Source organism: Rossellomorea yichunensis, assembly GCF_032337515.1.
In the GTDB taxonomy this organism is placed as follows: domain Bacteria; phylum Bacillota; class Bacilli; order Bacillales; family Bacillaceae_B; genus Rossellomorea; species Rossellomorea yichunensis.
The window spans coordinates 398,625-418,333 of record NZ_JAVYAD010000002.1; the positions used below are offsets into that span (position 1 = coordinate 398,625).

Sequence of the window (19,709 nt, forward strand, 5' to 3'; positions counted from 1 at the left end):
TTATGACCTCGAGCCTCTAAGCCCTGTAGCTGGACTAATAAGAAAGCGGAGGCGGCTCGTTCAGACCCGACAAGCATAAGGCGAACCACCCGGAAAGGCGCTCTTTGCCTTTTTGGGTGGTTTGACTTATGACCTCGAGGGTCTAGCCGCTGTAGCTGGACTAATAAGATAGCGGAAGGGCTTTGCCCAGAGGCGACAAGCATAAGGCGAGAACACCGGAAAGGCGCTCTTTGCCTTTGTGGTGTTCTTGACTTATGACCTCGAGCCTCTAAGCCCTGTAGCTGGACTAATAAGAAAGCGGAGGCGGCTCGTTCAGACCCGACAAGCATGACAAGAAGAGACCAACACCACTTTAGAGTGTTGGTCTCTTCTTCTTTCTCTCCCTCTTCCAGATCTTTTTTAAACCCTCTTTTACATTCGCCAACTTCTCAAGCTGCCTTTGTTTATGAAAAAACCACTTTGTTAATTCGATTCCATGAGGGAGTCCCTGCTCTTTGTACCAATCTTTATTTATTTTCTTTTTAATCGACCAGTCCGAATGAGACTCCCAATGATGTGGAACTACGTCATAAGCTTGATGGAGCATTGGCGTATTCGTTTTGGGGAATCCCTTACAATACTGTTCGTAGTCTCTTCTGGATCCTGTATGCTCTACTTGTAAAGCAAAGTACAAAAAGGAGGAATGATAATCCGGATGAAATAAAATCGTAAATAATTCATTTCCTAAAAGAATTCTGTTTTCTATTTTCCTGAAGCCATGGACACTCGCACCTAAAAGTTCCCCCGTTAATGTCGGAAATAAAACGGAGCTGAAATGAAGATGATCTTCAATATAGAATAGAGATGAACCAAACACCCTCTTCTTATATACCTCATGTTCAATGACTGGTTCTTGAATGAGGTGCTGCTCATTTATTATAAGAGAATGGACTAATCTGAAATCATCCCTCTCCTCCCAGTGACGATTCCACTCTTCTTCCATGAAGCTTGAAATATGAAATTCTTTAAACAAATGAAACATTTTCTTCTTATACCTCGTCGAATAATGATAGAGAAGGAGTTGAGGAAAGGCATCCTGAAAAATGCTCCAGTTCGCTCTTTCATACGTCTTGAATAGATCATCACGGGTAGCCGGATGTAAAAGGCGAGTAAAGATATCACCTTTAAGATCAGTCATATTCCAGCCGGCATTTCTTGATACCATCGAAGCCAGGAAAGACCATTTTATTTCAGGATGAAGAAGGTAAAATTTTTGATAAGCCATCGTTCTTGATATATTATCTTGATTATGCAGATTCACTAGATGGTTGATTTCATTAATCCACTCATTTGTACGTTTAGGTTCAGGTATATAGGGTAAAAAGCGATAAGTATTGCTCATTTCATCCATCCTTATTATCCCCCTCTCTCCTATAGCCATAGATTGAGGAGATTTGTAAACAATTATTCACACAATATGGAGTGGTTTCTGTTATGATATAGATTAGTCTGCGAGGTGATTTACCATGAAATTCCATTATCCTAATGGGAAGAAATATGTGGAAGCGTCATTACCCTCAAAAAAAGTTAAGGCAAAACCGAAACAACTATCTTATAGCAACAGAGGTATGACCCTTGAAGAAGACATTAATGAAACGAACCAATATTATTTAACGTTTCATAAAGCAGTCATTCACAAAAAACCGACTCCCGTTCAAATAGTGGATGTCCATTATCCATCAAGAAGTGCCGCGGTCATTAAGGAAGCATACTTTAAGCAGCCCTCCACGACGGATTATAATGGTGTATACAATGGAAGATATATCGACTTTGAAGCGAAAGAAACAAAGAATAAAACGTCCTTTCCACTTCAAAATTTTCACGAGCATCAAATCCAGCATATGGAAAACGTCCATAATCAAGACGGTATTACCTTTGTACTAGTAAGGTTTTCTGCTTCCGAAGAAGTGTTCTTACTTCCTTACAAATCTCTAAGGATTTATTGGGACCGCATGATAAATGGAGGAAGAAAATCAATCAAAAGGGAAGAACTGGAGGAAAAAGGAGTCATCATTCCTTTAGGACTGCATCCAAGGGTCGATTATTTAAAAATAGTCCATCAGTTATATTTTTAGTTTATGAAAAATGAGTTAATCTATAATTTATCTCATTATCAGTAGTATATTTTAAATCTTAGACAATACTAAAAACACTGAAGATTGAAAGTGAGGAAACAATATGGCTGGTCAATATAAGTCAAGGGAAGAAAAGCGTCTGGCCCAACAAAAGTCAAAATCCACAAAGAGCAAGAAGAAAGGCTCTATGGTTAAACGCGTCATTATATCATTATTTATCATCGGTATTATCGGGATGCTTGCAGGTGCTGGATTATTTGCTTATTATGCTTCCAGTGCACCTAAGCTAGATGAAAAATTACTCAAAGATCCGATTGCATCAGAAATTTATGATATGAACGGGGAATTGATCACGACCGTTGGTAAAGAAAAACGGGAATACGCAAACTTCGATGACATCCCTAAGATCATGCAGGACGCGGTCCTTGCCACAGAAGACAACCGATTCTATAAGCATAACGGAATCGACTTGATTCGATTAGGGGGCGCTGTCATTGCCAATGTGACAGGCGGATTCGGTTCAGAAGGTGCCTCGACGATTACCCAGCAAGTAATCAAGGGATCCTTTTTAAGCCCTGAGAAAACGTTAAAAAGAAAAGCACAAGAAGCATGGCTTGCTCTTAAGCTTGAGCAGGAATATACAAAAGAAGAAATCTTTGAAATGTATTTCAATAAAGTGTATATGTCCGCCGGGATTAACGGAATGGCTACTGCTGCAGACTATTATTACGGTAAAGACATTAAAGACATTGAGCTTCATGAAGCAGCCCTGATTGCTGGATTGCCTCAAAGTCCAAACAATTACAACCCTTTTAAATACCCAGAAAAGGCGGAAAAGCGCCGAAATATCGTTCTTTCCTTAATGGAACAGCACGGTAAAATCACTGAAGAAGAAAAAAAGGAAGCACAGGCCATCCCGATCACTGAAGGATTGGTATCAGCTGAAGAAGTCGAAAAGAAAAACGGAAACAAATATCCTGCATTCGTTGATGCAGTTATTGATGAAGTACAAAAAATGGGTGACTATAACCTGTTTTCAGATGGTTTAAAGGTTTATACAACCGTTGATCCGGATGCTCAAAAACGATTGGAAGAAATCTTAGCAGGTGAAAATACGAGCTTCAGTTATCCAGAGAATCCTGATGAGCCAATGCAGGCCGGGGTAACCCTTATGGATACGAAAACTGGTGAAATCAGGGCGATTGGCGGCGGAAGAGAACAGGATCCAAACGTTCAGCGTGGATTTAATTTTGCAATTGATACAAAACGTCAGCCCGGATCTACAATTAAGCCATTAATTGACTACGCACCTGCCATTGAGCATTTAAAATGGTCTACGTATCATATTTTAAAAGATGAGCCTTATAAATATTCAGACGGAACGGAACTCAATAACTATGACGGTCAATTCAAGGGGCCGATCACGATACGCGAAGGTCTGTGGGATTCCCGGAATATTACTGCCCTAAAAGCGTTTCAGGAAGTCGGTCCAGAGAAAGCAGAGGAATTTGTGAATGGTCTCGGATTAAAGTTCGATCATTATTATGAATCTGCTTCAATCGGTGGTGTTTCACCCGGGGTAAACTCCGTACAGATGGCCGGGGCTTATGCCGCATTTGGTAATGAAGGTATTTACAACAAGCCCCATACGGTTACAAAAGTGGTATTGCGCGATGGTGAAACAGAAATTAAGAATGATAATAAACCAAAGCCTGCAATGAAGGAATATACAGCTTATATGATTTCTGATATGCTGCAGAGCGTCATCGACCATCCAAGAGGAACAGGCCTCTATGCCAAGGTGCCAGGATTACCGATGGCCGGGAAATCAGGTACCACGAACTATACTCAAGAAGAACGCGAGAAATACGGAATTGCTAAAACAGGCGCACCTGATTCATGGTTTGTAGGATATACGACAAACTACACAGCCGCGGTTTGGACTGGATATAAGACTCGATCCATTCCACTATCCCCTACGGATAGAAGGGTGTCCCAATACATCGTCAGTGACCTGATGAGCTATGTTCATGATGGCGTTGACACACCTGATTTTAATAAACCGGACAGCGTGGTTGAATCCAAGGTTGAATTAGGAAGCAATCCTGCTAGACTGCCAAGTGAATACACTCCAGATGACAGAGTGATCACTGAACTATTCGTCCGGGGAACTGAACCTTCCAAGGTTTCAAAAGAATTCGACAAGATTGATGCACCTTCAAATCTGAAAGGAAAATTCAATAAGAAGGATCAAACCATCACTCTTGCCTGGGACTATGGCAAAGAGAAGGACGTTCAGTTTGAAGTGGCGGTTTCGATTAATGGTGAAGCAAAACAAGTATTAACGACAACGGATAAGAAAGGATTAAATGTCGAGAACATTCAATCCCAAGGAACGTTCACCTTCGAGGTTGTAGCAATATCCGGAGATCAGCGCAGTAATCCTGCAACGGTCAATGTTGATGTAAAGGCTACTGATGGTGAAGATGAAGAAAACCAAGATGAAAACAACGATGAAAATCAAGATAACAATGGTAATGGTAACAACAATGGAAATAACAATGGTAATGGTAACGGTCAAGGAAATGGGAATGAAGATGATTCAGGCAATGATGGTGAAGACACTGGTGGCGATGATGGCACTACCCCTCCACCTGAAGGAGATGGGACTGGTGAGGGAGGTACAGATGACGGCGGCACCGGGGATGGCACTGGAACCGGAGATGGAGGAACTGGTGACGGCACTGGCGAAGGCTCAGGAACCGGAGATGGCGCCACGAATGGTTCACCTGCTACCCAATCAGACTCCCGAAGAGAACAAGAATAAGATAAAAAGGCAACGAGAAAATGTTCTCGTTGCCTTTTTATTTTTCTCCAGCTCGCTTTAAAGCCAGAGATTTAGCATATTGTTTATGTTGTTCCTCGAATAGCTGAGATAACTGTATGAATGAATGGAAAAGGGTTGGATTGTTCCTGATAAATGACATTCTCTCCCCTGCGTTGACGGGTTTGATTGAAAGGTTATCAATAGTATTATCAGAATTTAATATTACCGGCATTGAATTACTCCAGTATAAAAGCATATAGACTTGCGCAATACTCTTTTTCATTAGGGGCAATGTATCCTTAGAACGTTTTTTAAATAACGTTTTAAGACATTCCTCCCCCTCTCTCCAGCTGTTAAGTATGAAACCTATGAAAAATTCATGATCCTCCCAGGGAAGCGAACCTACAACCTCGTCATTATAATAGAGAATTTCATAAGCGAAAAATGGGTCATCGGGTATGATATGAGAATCATCCACACTAACTTTTGACTCAGGAAAGAAAAAAGGGTCATTTAGTTGTAATGGAATACTCAAAGTCAGTTCTTTCATATGTTACCTTTTTTCTTTAGTCTCTTCTGACCTTCTCTGCATAAATCGACCAGCGGGCATACATCACATTGGGGTGATTGGGCTTTACAATGGTACCTTCCAAAGAAAATCAACCGGTGATGAGTTTCGGACCATTCTTCTTTCGGAATTTTTTTCATTAACGTTTTCTCTACTTCCAATACGTTATCTTTCCATCGGCAAATCCCTAGCCTCTTACTTACACGTTCGACATGGGTATCTACTGCAAGAGCCGGCACTCCAAATGCTACCGATACTACTACATTTGCTGTTTTCCTTCCTACGCCAGGCAGCTTCACTAATTCTTCATGACTTTCAGGAACATTTCCCCCATGTTCAGTCAGGATGATCTCACATAGTTTGCGAATGTTTTTCGCTTTGTTTCGGTACAACCCGATGGAGCGTATATCCTGTTGAAGTTCTTCCAATGAAACATTCAGATAATCTTCAGGTTGCTTATATTTTTCGAATAGGCCTTTAGTGACTTTATTCACGAGGGCGTCAGTACATTGAGCAGATAGAAGGACCGCAATGACAAGCTCAAAAGGATTTTCATGACGCAGCTCACAGTGAGCGTCTGGAAACATTTCTCTCATTTCATCTAAGCAAATTTGTATTTGTTTTTTATTTAACATGTATCCTAATACCTCCATCTTGTCTTAAGAATCAACTAAGGTTATTCACAATAAAATAGACCAACCCTCAAGCATTTGAGAGTCAGCCCCTTTTATCGTCCTATTGCTCAAGCCAATTATAAAATGGTACTGATTTTCGTTTAGGTGAAGCAGCAGCATCACTTGAAGCTGCGGGGTTTTGATGAGAACGGAAGCGCTGGCTTTGGTTACGAGCATCTTCAATGGTCTTCACACCGTTTTTCTTCCATTCAAATAGAATCCGATCGATATATCTAAAATTCAGCTTGCCGGATATGACGGCTTCTCTTAATGCTGCTTTAATAATAATAGCATTATGATCATCCTGATCCAACCACATGGCCAGGGTTTCACATTCTAATGGAGATAGGGGACGACCAAATTCCTGTTCGAAAGTCGTGTAAATGTCCGCTTCTTCTTCCATTGATTTCTCCATCTGCTTCATTTTAGAATCCTGTATAACGAACTCAGCCATCTTTTCCCATAAAGGATTGAGAGAATACTTTTCAAACAGGATCCCATCAGGGGAAGACCCCTCTTCGATCGATAGAAACTGTTGTTGCATTAATTTTCTTAAAATAGATGAACAGTATTCAGTAGAAATACTCATAGGTTCTGAAAGCTCTTCTGGTGTAGGGAAATAGTTTCCCTTTTCCAGATGACCGTAAATTTGTAATAACAGAACAAACTCTGACTCATTTAAACCCAGGGTATTGTAATTTGATAATAATAATTGCGGAATGTTAAGTGTCCCCTCTTCGATCCAGGACACCATTAATCGTTTATAATCCATATTCGGCACACCTCACTCACTAGTATATCATGGTTCAGTATATGTGGACATGGTTATGAATTAGAAGAAAGATGGAAATAAGAAAAACTTCCTTGGTCCTTTTTTTGGATCAATGGTAGTGGAAAAACAAGGACCGTTCCTTTCCGCTCCAGGCACAAGATTCCCCGGGGAGGAAGTCAAGCCTCCTCGGGCTTTGCCCTGCGGGGTCTCGACCTTTCCTCTATTTCCCGCAGGAGTCAAGTGCCTTCCGCTACAATCCACTCTGTGCTTCTACATTCTACTTAAACTAATTATGGAAAGACAAACACAAAAAAGTTCAGATTTAGTTAGTATTATCGATGCGCACTATATCTAAACTTCCGCTTGTGTTATCCATGAAGAAAATTAGGATGAATCAATCGGACCTAGCGCAAATTCACGCCTGATTTGAATTCCACCAAAAAGCACGCATAAATGTTGTACAAAAATCCTCTATAAACAAAGAAGAAGGCTTTGGAACAGTCGCTGTGATTGTTAAGAAAAGAAAGAAGTGGCTTAAGAGAATAATCTTATTTGTTGATTCTCTTATTTTTCAATAAAATACGATTGCTAAATTTTTTATCTTTGACACCTTTTGGCTCTGTCACGAAAAATCTATTAAAGATGGTGAGGGGAACTGCGTAGACTCCTGCGGAAAAACGGGCGTGCCGAGACCCCGGAAGCGAAGCAGTTCCCCTCACCATCTAGCACTCACTTTCTGACAGAGCCCGGGCAGAGCTTATCTTAAAAAAACCATCTTAGCGAAGGAAAAGAAAAGAACCGGCCGGATTGCTTTTTAAGCAAACCAGGCGGTTCCTTGATGTTTGTATTATGGATATAAACGGTTTAATAGACGTGGGAATGGGATGGTTTCCCTTACGTGTTCTACTCCGCTGATCCAAGCCACTGTTCTTTCAAGTCCAAGACCGAACCCTGAGTGAGGAACGGATCCATATTCTCTTAGTTCCAAGTACCACTTGTATGCATCCGTAGCAAGTTCGTGCTCTTCAATGCGGCGTTTCATAAGTTCCGCATCGTGGATACGCTCTGAGCCACCGATAATCTCTCCATATCCTTCCGGTGCGATCAGGTCGGCACATAGTACGACATCATCACGGTCTGGACCAGGTTGCATATAGAAAGGTTTCAACGAAGTCGGGTAATGCGTGATAAATACCGGCTTATCGTAACTTTCAGCTATGGCAGTTTCATGTGGAGCTCCGAAATCGTCTCCCCACTCGATATCATCAAACCCTTTTTCATGCAATAACTTAAGTGCATCATCATAAGTGATGCGCGGGAAAGGAGCTTTGATCTGCTCTAATTTAGATGTATCTCTTCCTAATCGGTCTAATTCAAGCTTGCAGTTTTCCAGAACCGATTGAACGATATAAGAAACATATTGCTCCTGCACTTCCAGATTATCTTTAAAATCATAGAATGCCATTTCAGGCTCGATCATCCAGAATTCGATTAAATGACGACGGGTTTTCGATTTCTCGGCTCTGAAAGTCGGTCCGAAAGAGAATACTTTCCCTAACGCCATGGCTGCTGCTTCCATGTACAGCTGACCACTCTGAGAAAGATAGGCATCTTCTTCGAAATATTTAGTGGCAAATAACTCGGTCGTTCCTTCCGGAGCACTGCCGGTCAGGATTGGGGGATCTACCTTTACAAATCCTTCTTGATTAAAGAACTCATATGTTGCACGAATGATTTCGTTACGTACTTTCATCACGGCATGCTGTTTACGGGAACGTAGCCATAGGTGACGATGATCCATCAGGAATTCTGTTCCATGTTCCTTAGGTGTAATTGGATAATCCACTGCTTCATGAATTACCTCTACGCTTTTCACTTGCAGTTCATAACCAAAAGGTGAACGGGAATCTTCTGAAACCGTTCCTGTAACATATAGAGATGTTTCTTGAGTTAATGATTTTGCTTTTTGAAAGATTTCTTCTTCCACTTCACTTTTTACGACAACCCCTTGAATGAATCCAGTTCCGTCACGAAGCTGAAGAAAGGCAATTTTTCCACTTGAACGTTTGTTGGCAAGCCAAGCACCAATGGTTACTTCTTCTCCAACAAACTTACTTACTTGAGATATAGTAGTTTTCACGATTTTTTCCCTCCAAAAAAACTTAAGACGCTTATGTATCGTTATTTATTATACATTTACCGTTATCCCGCCGCAATAGATACAGCAAAACGAGATGATTTTAAGGAAAAAGCAGACCGAAACGAACACGGTCTGCAAACCTTGTATTATTTACTCTTCCTAACAACAAATTCGTGCATTCTCTCAATTGCTTTTTCGAGTGCATCAAGACTTGTGGCATAAGAAAGACGGATATTATTGTCCGACCCGAAACCAGAACCAGGAATAACCGCTACCTTTGCCTCTTCCAGCAGAGCTTTTGTAAATTCGTCGACACTGTTATAGCCTGTTTTCTTGGCAGCTTCTGACACATTCGGGAATAGATAGAAAGCACCTTGAGGCTTCAAACAATGAAACCCTGGAATACTGTTCAATTTATCAAAAACAATGTTTAAGCGCTCTTCAAACGCTTGTCTCATTTCCTCTACAGGGTGTTGATCTCCTAAATAGGCAGCAACCGTCCCATATTGTGAAGTTGTCGTTGGGTTAGAGGTTGAATGACTGGCAAGGTTGGTCATTGCTTTAATGATTGTCTCGTTCCCTGCCGCATATCCAATTCTCCATCCCGTCATGGAATGAGATTTTGACACCCCGTTAATCACGATGGTTTGCTCTTTAAGTTCTGGAGACAATTCAGCAATAGACGTGTGGGAATTCCCGTCGTATACAAGCTTTTCATAAATCTCGTCTGAAACGATCAGAATATCGTTCTCTAAGCATACTTCTCCAATCGCTTGTAACTCTTCGTGGGTGTATAACATTCCTGTAGGGTTACTAGGTGTGTTAAGAATGACTGCTTTCGTTTTGGGAGTTATCGTCTCTTTTAACTGCTGGGGAGTAACTTTGTACTCGTTCTGTTCTTTCCCTTCAACGATAACGGGAATTCCACCGGCAAGCTTTACTTGTTCAGGATAGCTGACCCAGTATGGTGTAGGAATGATCACTTCATCATTTTCGTTTAAAAGAACTTGAAACAATGTATAAAGGGCATGCTTTGCTCCACTTGTCACGATGATCTCAGATGGTTTATACGTAAGTTTCTGATCTGTTTCAAACTTATGGATGATTGCTTCTTTTAATTTGGCCATACCACCAGATGGAGTATATTTTGTGTGACCCTCAGTCATGGACGCATACGCAGCATTGATGATATGTTCAGGTGTATTAAAGTCAGGTTCACCAGCACCTAAACCGATGACATCAATACCCTGTGACTTCATTTCCTTTGCCTTTGCAGTGATCGCTAAAGTCGTTGATGGTGTTAAAGCACTTACTCTGTCAGCTAACGTAAATTTCATGGACGTATTCCCCCTAGAGTTGATTATAAATTTTCAATTTTCTTCCACCATTCTCCATTAGAAAACAGCAGGTAAAAATAATTTAAATTGTCTTGTTGATCTAAATAGGTAATTTCCCATACAGGCCCGACAGATTCATATCCTAAACGTACCGATAATAATTCTTTCGGTTGCTTTTCATCATTTAGTTTATTGATTGCCTGTTCTTTTGAAATACCATCTGCCCATTTTTTCTCAATTATTTTCCCTTTTTTATTGGGTACCCAAGCCACGAGCTTCTCGTTTTGATCATCCTTACCTGTCACCACAACATATGACTTAGAGCCGTTATAGAAGCTTGTGTTATCAACTTCCACGATAGCCGTTTCAGCTTTCACTCTATTTAGAGCCTTCTCTGCCTGATTATTCAATGGGTTCCGGGAAACTTGATAAAGTACCACCGAAGCCGTTATCCCAAGGACGATGAACAATAGTGCGGTAATCGTTATCCATTTTTTCATTACAATCACTCTTTATGTACGATATATTGTTAATACTGCTTGATTCTGATCTTCCGGATCTAAGGCTAAACCAAACATATAATCATCTTTTTTTAAAGTTCTATTTAATGTATCTACCACTTTATATAAATTATCCGTATACTCGATACGAACGGTGGAAAGAATTTCAATTCGGCTCTCCATGGTGTTCCTCCTTTTACCCGCTTACATAAGATATTCCTCTATGAAAACCATTTTTTTCTACTCATGACGTCACTGCTATCCGTCACACTATGAGTAAGAAACGCTACCCACATTATAACAACATTAATGGCTATTATGGTAGAGCGTATCCGAAAAAACTATATTCTAATCCACACTCCGTTCAGGCTGACAGCGTTGTCAGCCTGACTTTCTTTCAGCATTAGTGTGTTCCGCCCTCTTCTTTAAACACTCCATCTTCTTGATCAAAGGTAAGCACTTCGTAATTTCGCTTATTAAATTTGATGGCAATCAATCCATGTTGCCCGGTTAAATACAGATCAATCCACGCCTCGTTGATGGCTTCGAGCATTTCACCATTAAGAAGCCTTTCCTTAGAGCGATAAAGTAAAGCCGTCTGAGGATCGATATGCTTCAGGAGACTATGGGACATACTTTCCGATTTAGAGTGAAGAGGTACTTTGACAATATTGACGTTCTTTAGGGGTTTTGTAAGTAAAACCTCTTCAGAATGCGATGATTGTGAGCTCAGCCACAAAAAGCGATGATGGAAGAAAGTTATGGAAAAGTCCAGTCCTTCACCCTTCTCATTGCCTTCATGCATCACATTTAATGCTAACTCCTTTGAAAGCGGGTATGACTGATCTTCTGTAATCGTGTGTATCGTAAAGGAACCTTTTTTCTGTATTGCTTCAGCCAAGGATTTACCCGTTATTATTTCTTTTATGGAGTACTTCTTATCAAGTTCAGTAATCATATCCTCATGTACTTCTCTTTTTTCAGTGAGGATGATTCCCTCAATGTTGTCAATATGCATTTGATTCAAATAATAATATAATTGTTTACATTCCTGAAGGGGTCCTGTATTAATTAAATAATTTTTCCCCGAAGCTAAATGAAGAATTGCTACCTCCCCTTTTAAAACAGGAAGAAAACTAATCGCATACTCTTCATGGGATACGTGTAAATCCACCTGAGGCACTTTCATACCATTGGCATTTGAAATGACAAGGAAAAAAGTCAGCATTACCGAAAAGATCACTCTCATTTTCAATCCTCCAGTTTCACATCTACCCTTTAGGTTGTGTTAAAGAGTAAAATTTATCACTGAAGTTTAATCTCTTAGAGCCAATCTTCAATCCATGAAACCAAATCAAATAAATCGCCTTCTTTTACTTCCATTGAAGGAATGGACTGCAAGAAAGCCTTACCGTACCTTGTCGTCATCACTCTGCGGTCATATACAATCACGATTCCCCGATCACTGCTTCTTCTAATCAGCCTCCCTACCCCTTGCTTGAATCGAATAATTGCTTCGGGTAAAGAGTGAGAAGAAAACGGATTCTTCCCTTGAGCTTTAAGGATATCTGATTTTGCCTGATTGACAGGCTCGTCAGGTGGAGAGAATGGGAGTCTGACCATGGCAAGACAAGACAGGTCTTCCCCGGGAATGTCTACACCTTCCCAGAAACTACTCGTTCCAAATAAAATCGCCTTGTCAAATCGCTGGAAGTTCTTTGTCAGACGTGTACGACTTCCTGATGTAATTCCTTGTGCCATTAATACATATTCCTCTAATAAGCCACTTTCTTTCATCAGTTCATACGTTTTCCTTAACATATCGTAAGACGTAAATAAGATGAGCATTCGGCCTTTCGTCGCTTGAGCCACTCCTATTAAATGCGAGCTTATTGCTTCAATATATTCTTCACTTTGGACTTGCTGAATTTCAGGGACGTCTGTTGGCACGAATAATCTTGACACTTCATTGTAGTCAAAAGGAGAAGAAAGCTGTAACTGTTTTACCCCTTGACCTATGAGTCCAATCTCGTTTAAGAAGTAATTAAAGGAACCGCTGACGGTCAAGGTAGCTGAAGTAAGGACGACACTTTTCTTTTGGGCAAAGATCTCATCTTGAAGATTACGATTGACGGTAACTGGTTGAGCTTGGATAGAAAGACTATTCGGTAATGATCTTGTATCTCCATCTAACCAGAGAACATGGTTGTTCATATCTCTTAAAAAGACCGTTTGAAAATTCATTCTCAACTCTGCCCAATCCACTAAAAAGCTGTGGAATTCTTCAATCAGGGCTTTTTCTTTATCCTCAAGCTTGATCTTCTTATCCTTTATTGCCTCCAAAATCTGCTGAAACTCTCTTTCTACAAACTTCATTCCAGAAATAACCCGTTCCATGGACATGAGTACAGGTTGAAAGTAGCTGCTCCTTTTCATTTCGTCCGTAATTCTCAGCTGTATTTTTTGTACCCCGGTCCTCTTTTTGGCTTTCTTATAGAAGACGCTCGTTAACACTCCGATGGCCTCTTCTAAATCAACGTAAAACTGACTGATACGAGAATCCAATTCAAATGAGTGTGTATTCATTTGAACTGAGTGGTTGGAAATAAGTTGATCAAGTCGATAGAACAACTGTTTTTGGTCCAGGGTTCCTAACTGGGACGTATTAAACTTAATCGCGAGATAATCCATTACAACACCAAGATGCTGTCTTGCTGACTTCTCCAGATGATGAGCCTCATCTATCACTAAGTAATCGTATGGAGGAAGCATGCTGCTTTCCTTCACGATATCAGTCAGTAGCATTGAGTGATTGGTAATGATGATATCTGCTTCTTGAGCACTCTTTCTTGCGAAAAGATAGAAGTCTTTCCCGACCCAGGGATCTTTCGTATGAGGTAAGTGCCAGCCGTCATGTTTTAGACGATTCCAGAACAACTGCCCCCCGGAAGTAAGGTTAAGTTCATCCATATCACCGGACTCTGTTCGTGTAAGCCATACCAAAATTTGCATCTTTGTCAGAACTACGTCATATTGAGACTCATCTTCCCTTAGAGACTGTTCAAACTTAAACAGGTTTATGTAATGATTTTTCCCTTTTAGCAGTACGGTTCTGAATGGTGTAGGGCTTATTTTTTCCAATAATTTAATTTCTTTATGAAGTAATTGTTCTTGCAATTGGATGGTGTATGTACTGATGACCACTTTTTCATGGGATCCCTTGGCAAACATGACCGCAGGCCATAAGTAGCCCAGTGACTTTCCAACACCTGTTCCCGCCTCTATTACCACATGGCGGGATTCATGAAAAGCATGTTGAATCTCATCCATCATCTCCATTTGCTGCACTCTCTTCTCATAGAAGGGAACATATTGTGCCAAGTATTCTTCTATAACAGGTTCATCAACATGAAGCTCTTCAATAGGTGGAACATCTTTCTTTGAAGCATCTTTCTTCCGAAGAGCCAGTCCTCGATACACCTCTAACTGTGGTGGAAGATCCTCTACGTGTTTTTGTTTCTCACTCACAATACTGTCAAACAATAAGGAAAGATCACTTTTCAAATGATGTGAAAGCTTGTGAAGATTTTCGAGTGTGACTAAGGGCAGCTTTGACAATTCTTCAATAAAATAAAGAAGAATTTCGGCTGTCACATAGGCATCACTGTCTGCCTGGTGTGGCCTTACGTGACTTAATTCCAAAGAATTGGATAATTCCGTCAGTTTAAAACTATCTGCTGATGGTAAAGCCACTTTAGCTAATTCTACTGTATCGAAGGCAGGACCGGTAAATGGATTATAGCCTGCATCTTCCAGTTCTGCTTGAAGGAATGATAGATCGAATTGGACGTTATGAGCAACAAAAACGCCATGATCCAGAAGCTCAAGTATTTTCGGTGCAATTTCATGAAAAGCAGGAGCGTCCTTGACCATTTCATCATTGATCCCCGTCAATTCCTCAATAAACGCAGGAATCGGTTTTCCAGGTGACACAAATGATGTGTATTGGTCAATGATCTTTCCGTTTTCTATAATAACCGCTGATAGTTGGATGATTTTTTCTCCCTTTTTAGGGGAATTTCCTGTTGTTTCAAGATCGATAACAACGAGTTTAAATGGGTACATGTTCTTCACTGCCTTTATATAGATCCTTCTTCATACTCTTATGATTTCTAAATAAGTGTACCATAAACAAAAAAGCAAGTCTCCTATTCACAAATTAGAAGACTTGCCTTGATTTCTTTTATAGTATTGTCGCTTCAGGTTCTGTTCCGATCATGTCAATGATACGGTTATTTTCTCCCATGATAGCTACTTTCGGGATATGATCATGGACCATTTCTTCAGCTACCAGTTTATACGATATGATGATGACAATATCACCTTTTTGCACAAGTCTTGCAGCTGCTCCATTTAAACATATGACGCCGCTTCCTCTTTCACCTGGAATAATATAAGTCTCCAGGCGGGCTCCATTGTTGTTGTTTACAATCTGAACCTTTTCATTCGCCATCATTCCGACTGCATCTAAAATATCCTGATCGATGGTAATGCTTCCTACATAATCCAAATTCGCTTCTGTTACAGTCGCTCTGTGGATTTTACCACTCATCATCGTTCTAAACATTTAAATCCTCCTCTGGTTCTACACTGATGATTATATTATCAATTAATCTGGCCTGTTGAAATTGAACTGCCAGAGCGACAATGATCTCACCCTGTAATCTGGACAGTTCCTTTAGCTCAGGATAGGAGTACACTTCCACATAATCGATTTTTCCCGAGGTATTTTCTTGAAGGTTCATTGAAATCATGGAAATAATCGAATCAGGGTCTCTCTCACCGGCAGCAATACGATTTTTTGCTTCTATCAGACTTTGATACAGTGAAGGAGCTTCCCTTCTTTCTTCTTTTGATAGATAAACATTTCTTGAACTTTTCGCCAATCCATCCTCTTCCCTGACGGTAGGCACCCTCACGATTTCCACCGGAAAGAAATAATCGCTTACTAACCCTTCCACTACTGCAATCTGCTGGGCATCCTTCAGTCCGAAATACGCTTTGGTCGGCTGAATAAGGTGAAACAATTTAGTCAATACGGTCACCACTCCGTCAAAATGACCTTCCCGTTTTCGTCCGCACAGTACTTCTACCCGCTCTATCACACTCAAGGTTACAGACTGTTTCCCATCATACATTTCTACTACTTCAGGAATAAAGAGTATATCAACCCCAACATTCTTTGCTAACACTGTATCTCTTTCAACATCACGAGGATAGCGGTCGAAGTCTTCATTCGGACCGAACTGCAGGGGGTTTACAAAGATACTCATCACGACAGCATCGTTGTTTTTCCTCGCTTCCTCCGCTAGAGTCATGTGCCCTTCATGAAGGTAACCCATTGTAGGGACAAACCCGATAGAGGCCCCTGAATTCTTAACTTGTTGTATCGAAGCTTGAAGATCTTGTATGTTCGTTATCACTTTCATTTTTTCATTCCACCATAGAGAGCATCCAATTCTTCATCCCGCATCGTAAAGGAATGGTCATCTGATGGGAAGCTCTTCCCTTTAACTTCATCTATATAGTTTTTTATGCTGCTATGAATGGTTTCTGATACGTTGCTGTATTGTTTAACAAACTTAGGCACACGATTCACCCCATATGTTACAAGGTCGTGGAACACTAATACCTGGCCATCTGCCTCACTGCCTGCACCAATACCAATCGTCGGAATCGTTAATGCTTCTGAAATCTCTTTGGCTATTTGTTTTGGCACACACTCTAACACAAGTGCAAAGGCACCTGCCTGTTCACATTTTATGGCATCATCGATCAACTTTTTGGCTGAGTCGGCTGTTTTCCCTTGTACTTTATATCCTCCAAGGACACCGACGGATTGAGGGGTTAAACCTAAATGAGCCATAACGGGTATGCCGGAACTTGTAAGGGAATGGATACGTTCAATCACATGATCTCCACCCTCTACCTTCACCCCATGTGCGCCTCCCTGTTGAAGGATCTGAGCAGCTGTTTTAAGAGTCTCATCCCTTGACAAATGGTAGGACATAAACGGCATATCAGTGACGATAAAGGTATCTTTCGCCCCTCTTTTTACGGCTTTCGTATGATGGATCATATCTTCAACTGTAACAGGTACCGTTGAGTCATAGCCCAATACAACCATTCCGAGGCTGTCACCTACAAGGATCACATCAATTCCCGCTTCTTCCGCTATCTTTGCACTTGGAAAATCATACGCTGTAAGCATGGAAATCTTTTCTCTCTTATTTTTCATCTTAAGAAAATCCGTTGTTTGTTTCATAGTGTCCTCCTTCTTTTCAGTCAGAGGTGACGAAACGAAATGAAAGCACTTTCATTACAGAAATAAAAAAACCTCCTGAATAAATGACAGAAGGATCATAAGTGTTTAATATCATTGTTTCGACCCTCTGTCCCAGTCCACAATGGATCAAGGCAGAAATTGTATTAAAGTTTTTAAAGCTGAACGTACTGGGGTGCAGTTCCAAGGATACTGCCCAATGAGATTATACCATAAAAAAACCGGGATTGAAGCATTGGAATTGCCTCCATCCCGGTTTAACTTAAATATTCACTTCAATATCTGCAGAATAAATCTGATGAATGGTCCCTGCTGAGTCTTCAATCTTCAGAACGCCTTCATCGGTTATTCCGAGTGCCCTTCCTTCAATCGTTCCATTGATCGTGCGGGCACGGATTTTCTTACCGATACTGATTGCATAACTCTCCCATAACAGCTTGACCGGAGTAAAGCCTTCCTTCATATACATAGAATATAGGGATTCGATCCGTTCTAACACCTTTTGAACAATTTCTGACCTAGATAAAGGTTCTCCTTGTTCAATGGCCAGTGAGGTGGCAATCTTCTGAAGTTCATCAGGAAAGTGTTCCTTCGTATGATTTACATTCATGCCGATCCCGATAATAATGGAATTTATCTTATCAGATTCAGCTTGCAGCTCCGTCAAAATCCCCGTCACTTTCTTTCCGTCAATAAGAATATCATTCGGCCATTTGATCTGAGGATGAAGGTCTGTTACTTCCTCGATGGCTTGAACGACGGCGACTGCAGTAATGAGGGTAAACTGCGGTGCCTTTTGGGGAGGAAGGAGGGGCTTTAAGATAAGACTCATCCAAATTCCCGTTCCCTTTGATGAGTGCCACTCTCTCATTAACCTGCCTCTTCCGGCAGTTTGTTCATCTGCAATGACCAATGTACCTTCTGATGCGCCGTCGCCGGCAAGTACATGAGCGATGCGTTGTGTACTTTGAACCGACTCCTCATAGTGGATCACTCTGCCTAACGTTTTCGTTTGTAATCCTAAGCGGATCTTACTTTCTGTCACACTATCAGGGGTTTCAATAATTCGATATCCTTTTTTTCTTACGGCTTCTAACACAAAACCCTCTTTGCGAAGTTCTTCAATATGCTTCCATATAGCCGTTCTTGAACAGCCTGCTATATCAGCCAGTGCTTGTCCGGATAAAAATTCCTGATTCGATTCAGATAATGCGTGAAGCAGTTTCTTCTTTATAGTCGATTGCATGTCTGTAGCCACCTCCTTATCGTTTCTTTATCATTATTGATTGTATTGGTTACAATCGCACATTCAATTTCAGCCAAAAGTTCCTTCATCCATGGACCACCTTTTTTGTTCGACCATGTCATTAAGTCATTTCCTGTTACATCCAGTTGTTGTCTCGATGTAATCGCTAAAGAATGATATTCTTCCTTCACGGTTTCTACAGAAGAAACGGGTTTGGATTCTAAGCATTCATAGACTTTCTCAATATTAATGGCTGCTTCCAGGCCGGCCCGATAAAGCAAGGGCTTAGACCATCCGGACTTCCTTCTTTCCTTTAAGATTCCAAGCTCCTTCGAACGTTCCCGTATCGTTTTCGTCGGAAGCCTCCAGCCTTTTAGAAACTCCTCTGTATCAATATTCCCGATATATGCTAATAGAAGTAACCATGTTTGGTCTTTATTTATATCTTCTAATCGAACAAGATTCGCTACATCATGAAGGGCTTCCTTCTGTTGAGTTAAATGAGGGAGTTCACGATATAGGTTGGTACGGACGAGAAGGGCAAGCGCCTCTCGTTTCCATTTACCTCCTAAAATTTTCTCGAACTCCATCGTTTTTCTTTCTACGGCTATATGCTCAAGAAGCCTTGAGTGCTCTTCTAACGCATTCAATGTATCAGGATCCACCTTGAAGCCTAATTGACTGACAAACCGCACTCCCCTCATCATACGAAGAGCATCTTCTGCAAACCGCAAGTCCGGTGACCCAACAGTGCGGATCACTCTATTATGTATGTCATTCATGCCCTTAAAGGGATCATATACTTTCCCATCAGCATCCATGGCCATACTATTCATCGTAAAGTCACGGCGCTCAAGATCCCCTTCTAAGGAGCGAATGAATTCTACCTTATCCGGCCTCCTAAAGTCCGCATATCCAGATTCAGTTCTGAATGTCGTGATTTCATATTCTCTTCCCTCATCTATTACCAGAATAGTCCCGTGTTCTATCCCGATATCAATTGTTCTCGGAAATATCCCCTTTAATTCTTGTGGATAGGCTGACGTTGCGATATCTACGTCATTAATCGGACGGCTCAGGAAGTGATCCCTGACAGATCCACCAACGAAATAGGCAACGAAGCCAGCCCTTTCAATCTTCTTTAAAACGGGTATTGCTTGTTGGAATATACTCGGTAACATATTTAAC

Annotated in this window: 17 protein-coding genes; 2 read left to right on the plus strand and 15 right to left on the minus strand. The window is 40.9% G+C overall.

Going from position 1 to position 19,709, the window contains the following annotated elements; genetic code table 11:
- Positions 1 to 352: 352 nt before the first annotated feature.
- On the minus strand, positions 353 to 1,390 hold the full coding sequence (locus RSX31_RS06545) for a DUF2515 family protein (RefSeq protein ID WP_315633953.1): 1,038 nt from the start codon (positions 1,388 to 1,390) through the stop codon (positions 353 to 355).
- Between the two features lie 115 nt (positions 1,391 to 1,505).
- On the opposite strand from RSX31_RS06545, the gene recU reads away from it, so the two are divergent.
- Both recU and RSX31_RS06555 read left to right on the plus strand, forming a co-directional pair.
- Positions 1,506 to 2,114, plus strand: a complete 609-nt coding sequence (gene recU / locus RSX31_RS06550; RefSeq protein WP_148994217.1) for a Holliday junction resolvase RecU — start codon at positions 1,506 to 1,508, stop codon at positions 2,112 to 2,114.
- Positions 2,115 to 2,217: 103 nt separating this feature from the next.
- On the plus strand, positions 2,218 to 4,941 hold the full coding sequence (locus RSX31_RS06555) for a transglycosylase domain-containing protein (protein ID WP_315633957.1): 2,724 nt from the start codon (positions 2,218 to 2,220) through the stop codon (positions 4,939 to 4,941).
- Positions 4,942 to 4,978: 37 nt separating this feature from the next.
- Here the strand turns inward: RSX31_RS06555 and RSX31_RS06560 are convergent, their stop codons facing one another.
- The 14 genes from RSX31_RS06560 to RSX31_RS06625 all read right to left on the minus strand — a co-directional run bounded on the left by RSX31_RS06560 (position 4,979) and on the right by RSX31_RS06625 (position 19,702).
- Positions 4,979 to 5,491, minus strand: a complete 513-nt coding sequence (locus tag RSX31_RS06560) for a YpoC family protein (protein ID WP_315633959.1) — start codon at positions 5,489 to 5,491, stop codon at positions 4,979 to 4,981.
- Complete coding sequence (gene nth / locus RSX31_RS06565) at positions 5,488 to 6,144, minus strand: endonuclease III (protein ID WP_113970678.1); 657 nt, start codon at positions 6,142 to 6,144, stop codon at positions 5,488 to 5,490. Before nth ends, RSX31_RS06560 begins: the two co-directional genes overlap by 4 nt.
- A 100-nt stretch (positions 6,145 to 6,244) precedes the next feature.
- Positions 6,245 to 6,955 carry a DnaD domain-containing protein gene (locus RSX31_RS06570; RefSeq protein ID WP_148969438.1) on the minus strand — a complete coding sequence of 237 codons (711 nt, stop codon included), beginning with the start codon at positions 6,953 to 6,955 and terminating at the stop codon, positions 6,245 to 6,247.
- A gap of 847 nt (positions 6,956 to 7,802) precedes the next feature.
- Positions 7,803 to 9,095 carry an asparagine--tRNA ligase gene (gene asnS, locus RSX31_RS06575; RefSeq protein WP_315633962.1) on the minus strand — a complete coding sequence of 431 codons (1,293 nt, stop codon included), beginning with the start codon at positions 9,093 to 9,095 and terminating at the stop codon, positions 7,803 to 7,805.
- Between the two features lie 146 nt (positions 9,096 to 9,241).
- On the minus strand, positions 9,242 to 10,432 hold the full coding sequence (locus tag RSX31_RS06580) for a pyridoxal phosphate-dependent aminotransferase (protein WP_148994221.1): 1,191 nt from the start codon (positions 10,430 to 10,432) through the stop codon (positions 9,242 to 9,244).
- A 23-nt stretch (positions 10,433 to 10,455) separates the two neighbouring features.
- Entirely contained in the window at positions 10,456 to 10,932 is a 477-nt protein-coding gene (locus RSX31_RS06585; protein WP_148994222.1) for a cell wall elongation regulator TseB-like domain-containing protein, read from the minus strand.
- A gap of 12 nt (positions 10,933 to 10,944) precedes the next feature.
- Complete coding sequence (locus RSX31_RS06590; RefSeq protein ID WP_082051082.1) at positions 10,945 to 11,115, minus strand: YpmA family protein; 171 nt, start codon at positions 11,113 to 11,115, stop codon at positions 10,945 to 10,947.
- Between the two features lie 220 nt (positions 11,116 to 11,335).
- On the minus strand, positions 11,336 to 12,181 hold the full coding sequence (locus RSX31_RS06595; protein WP_148994223.1) for an MBL fold metallo-hydrolase: 846 nt from the start codon (positions 12,179 to 12,181) through the stop codon (positions 11,336 to 11,338).
- Between the two features lie 74 nt (positions 12,182 to 12,255).
- Complete coding sequence (dinG, locus tag RSX31_RS06600; protein WP_315633967.1) at positions 12,256 to 15,057, minus strand: ATP-dependent DNA helicase DinG; 2,802 nt, start codon at positions 15,055 to 15,057, stop codon at positions 12,256 to 12,258.
- 118 nt (positions 15,058 to 15,175) lie between these two features.
- A complete protein-coding gene (panD, locus tag RSX31_RS06605; RefSeq protein WP_282138974.1) occupies positions 15,176 to 15,559 on the minus strand; it encodes an aspartate 1-decarboxylase in 384 nt (127 codons plus the stop codon).
- Complete coding sequence (gene panC / locus RSX31_RS06610) at positions 15,552 to 16,421, minus strand: pantoate--beta-alanine ligase (protein ID WP_148994226.1); 870 nt, start codon at positions 16,419 to 16,421, stop codon at positions 15,552 to 15,554. The genes panD and panC overlap by 8 nt, the downstream gene beginning before the upstream one ends.
- Positions 16,418 to 17,257 (minus strand): 3-methyl-2-oxobutanoate hydroxymethyltransferase, encoded by an 840-nt coding sequence (panB, locus tag RSX31_RS06615; RefSeq protein WP_148994227.1) that lies wholly within the window; start codon positions 17,255 to 17,257, stop codon positions 16,418 to 16,420. Before panB ends, panC begins: the two co-directional genes overlap by 4 nt.
- A gap of 280 nt (positions 17,258 to 17,537) precedes the next feature.
- Positions 17,538 to 18,521 (minus strand): biotin--[acetyl-CoA-carboxylase] ligase, encoded by a 984-nt coding sequence (locus tag RSX31_RS06620; protein ID WP_148994228.1) that lies wholly within the window; start codon positions 18,519 to 18,521, stop codon positions 17,538 to 17,540.
- A complete protein-coding gene (locus RSX31_RS06625) occupies positions 18,506 to 19,702 on the minus strand; it encodes a CCA tRNA nucleotidyltransferase (RefSeq protein ID WP_315633971.1) in 1,197 nt (398 codons plus the stop codon). Before RSX31_RS06625 ends, RSX31_RS06620 begins: the two co-directional genes overlap by 16 nt.
- Positions 19,703 to 19,709 lie beyond the last annotated feature (7 nt).

Coding starts and splice junctions, on each gene's coding strand:
- panC (WP_148994226.1), bottom strand. CDS start 16,421: ATGAAAGTGATAACGAACATACAAGATCTTCAAGCTTCGATACAACAA.
- RSX31_RS06555 (WP_315633957.1), top strand. CDS start 2,218: ATGGCTGGTCAATATAAGTCAAGGGAAGAAAAGCGTCTGGCCCAACAA.
- RSX31_RS06545 (WP_315633953.1), bottom strand. CDS start 1,390: ATGGATGAAATGAGCAATACTTATCGCTTTTTACCCTATATACCTGAA.
- RSX31_RS06625 (WP_315633971.1), bottom strand. CDS start 19,702: ATGTTACCGAGTATATTCCAACAAGCAATACCCGTTTTAAAGAAGATT.
- nth (WP_113970678.1), bottom strand. CDS start 6,144: ATGTTAAATAAAAAACAAATACAAATTTGCTTAGATGAAATGAGAGAA.
- RSX31_RS06595 (WP_148994223.1), bottom strand. CDS start 12,181: ATGAGAGTGATCTTTTCGGTAATGCTGACTTTTTTCCTTGTCATTTCA.
- panD (WP_282138974.1), bottom strand. CDS start 15,559: ATGTTTAGAACGATGATGAGTGGTAAAATCCACAGAGCGACTGTAACA.
- dinG (WP_315633967.1), bottom strand. CDS start 15,057: ATGTACCCATTTAAACTCGTTGTTATCGATCTTGAAACAACAGGAAAT.
- RSX31_RS06580 (WP_148994221.1), bottom strand. CDS start 10,432: ATGAAATTTACGTTAGCTGACAGAGTAAGTGCTTTAACACCATCAACG.
- recU (WP_148994217.1), top strand. CDS start 1,506: ATGAAATTCCATTATCCTAATGGGAAGAAATATGTGGAAGCGTCATTA.
- RSX31_RS06590 (WP_082051082.1), bottom strand. CDS start 11,115: ATGGAGAGCCGAATTGAAATTCTTTCCACCGTTCGTATCGAGTATACG.
- panB (WP_148994227.1), bottom strand. CDS start 17,257: ATGAAACAAACAACGGATTTTCTTAAGATGAAAAATAAGAGAGAAAAG.
- RSX31_RS06570 (WP_148969438.1), bottom strand. CDS start 6,955: ATGGATTATAAACGATTAATGGTGTCCTGGATCGAAGAGGGGACACTT.
- RSX31_RS06585 (WP_148994222.1), bottom strand. CDS start 10,932: ATGAAAAAATGGATAACGATTACCGCACTATTGTTCATCGTCCTTGGG.
- RSX31_RS06620 (WP_148994228.1), bottom strand. CDS start 18,521: ATGCAATCGACTATAAAGAAGAAACTGCTTCACGCATTATCTGAATCG.
- RSX31_RS06560 (WP_315633959.1), bottom strand. CDS start 5,491: ATGAAAGAACTGACTTTGAGTATTCCATTACAACTAAATGACCCTTTT.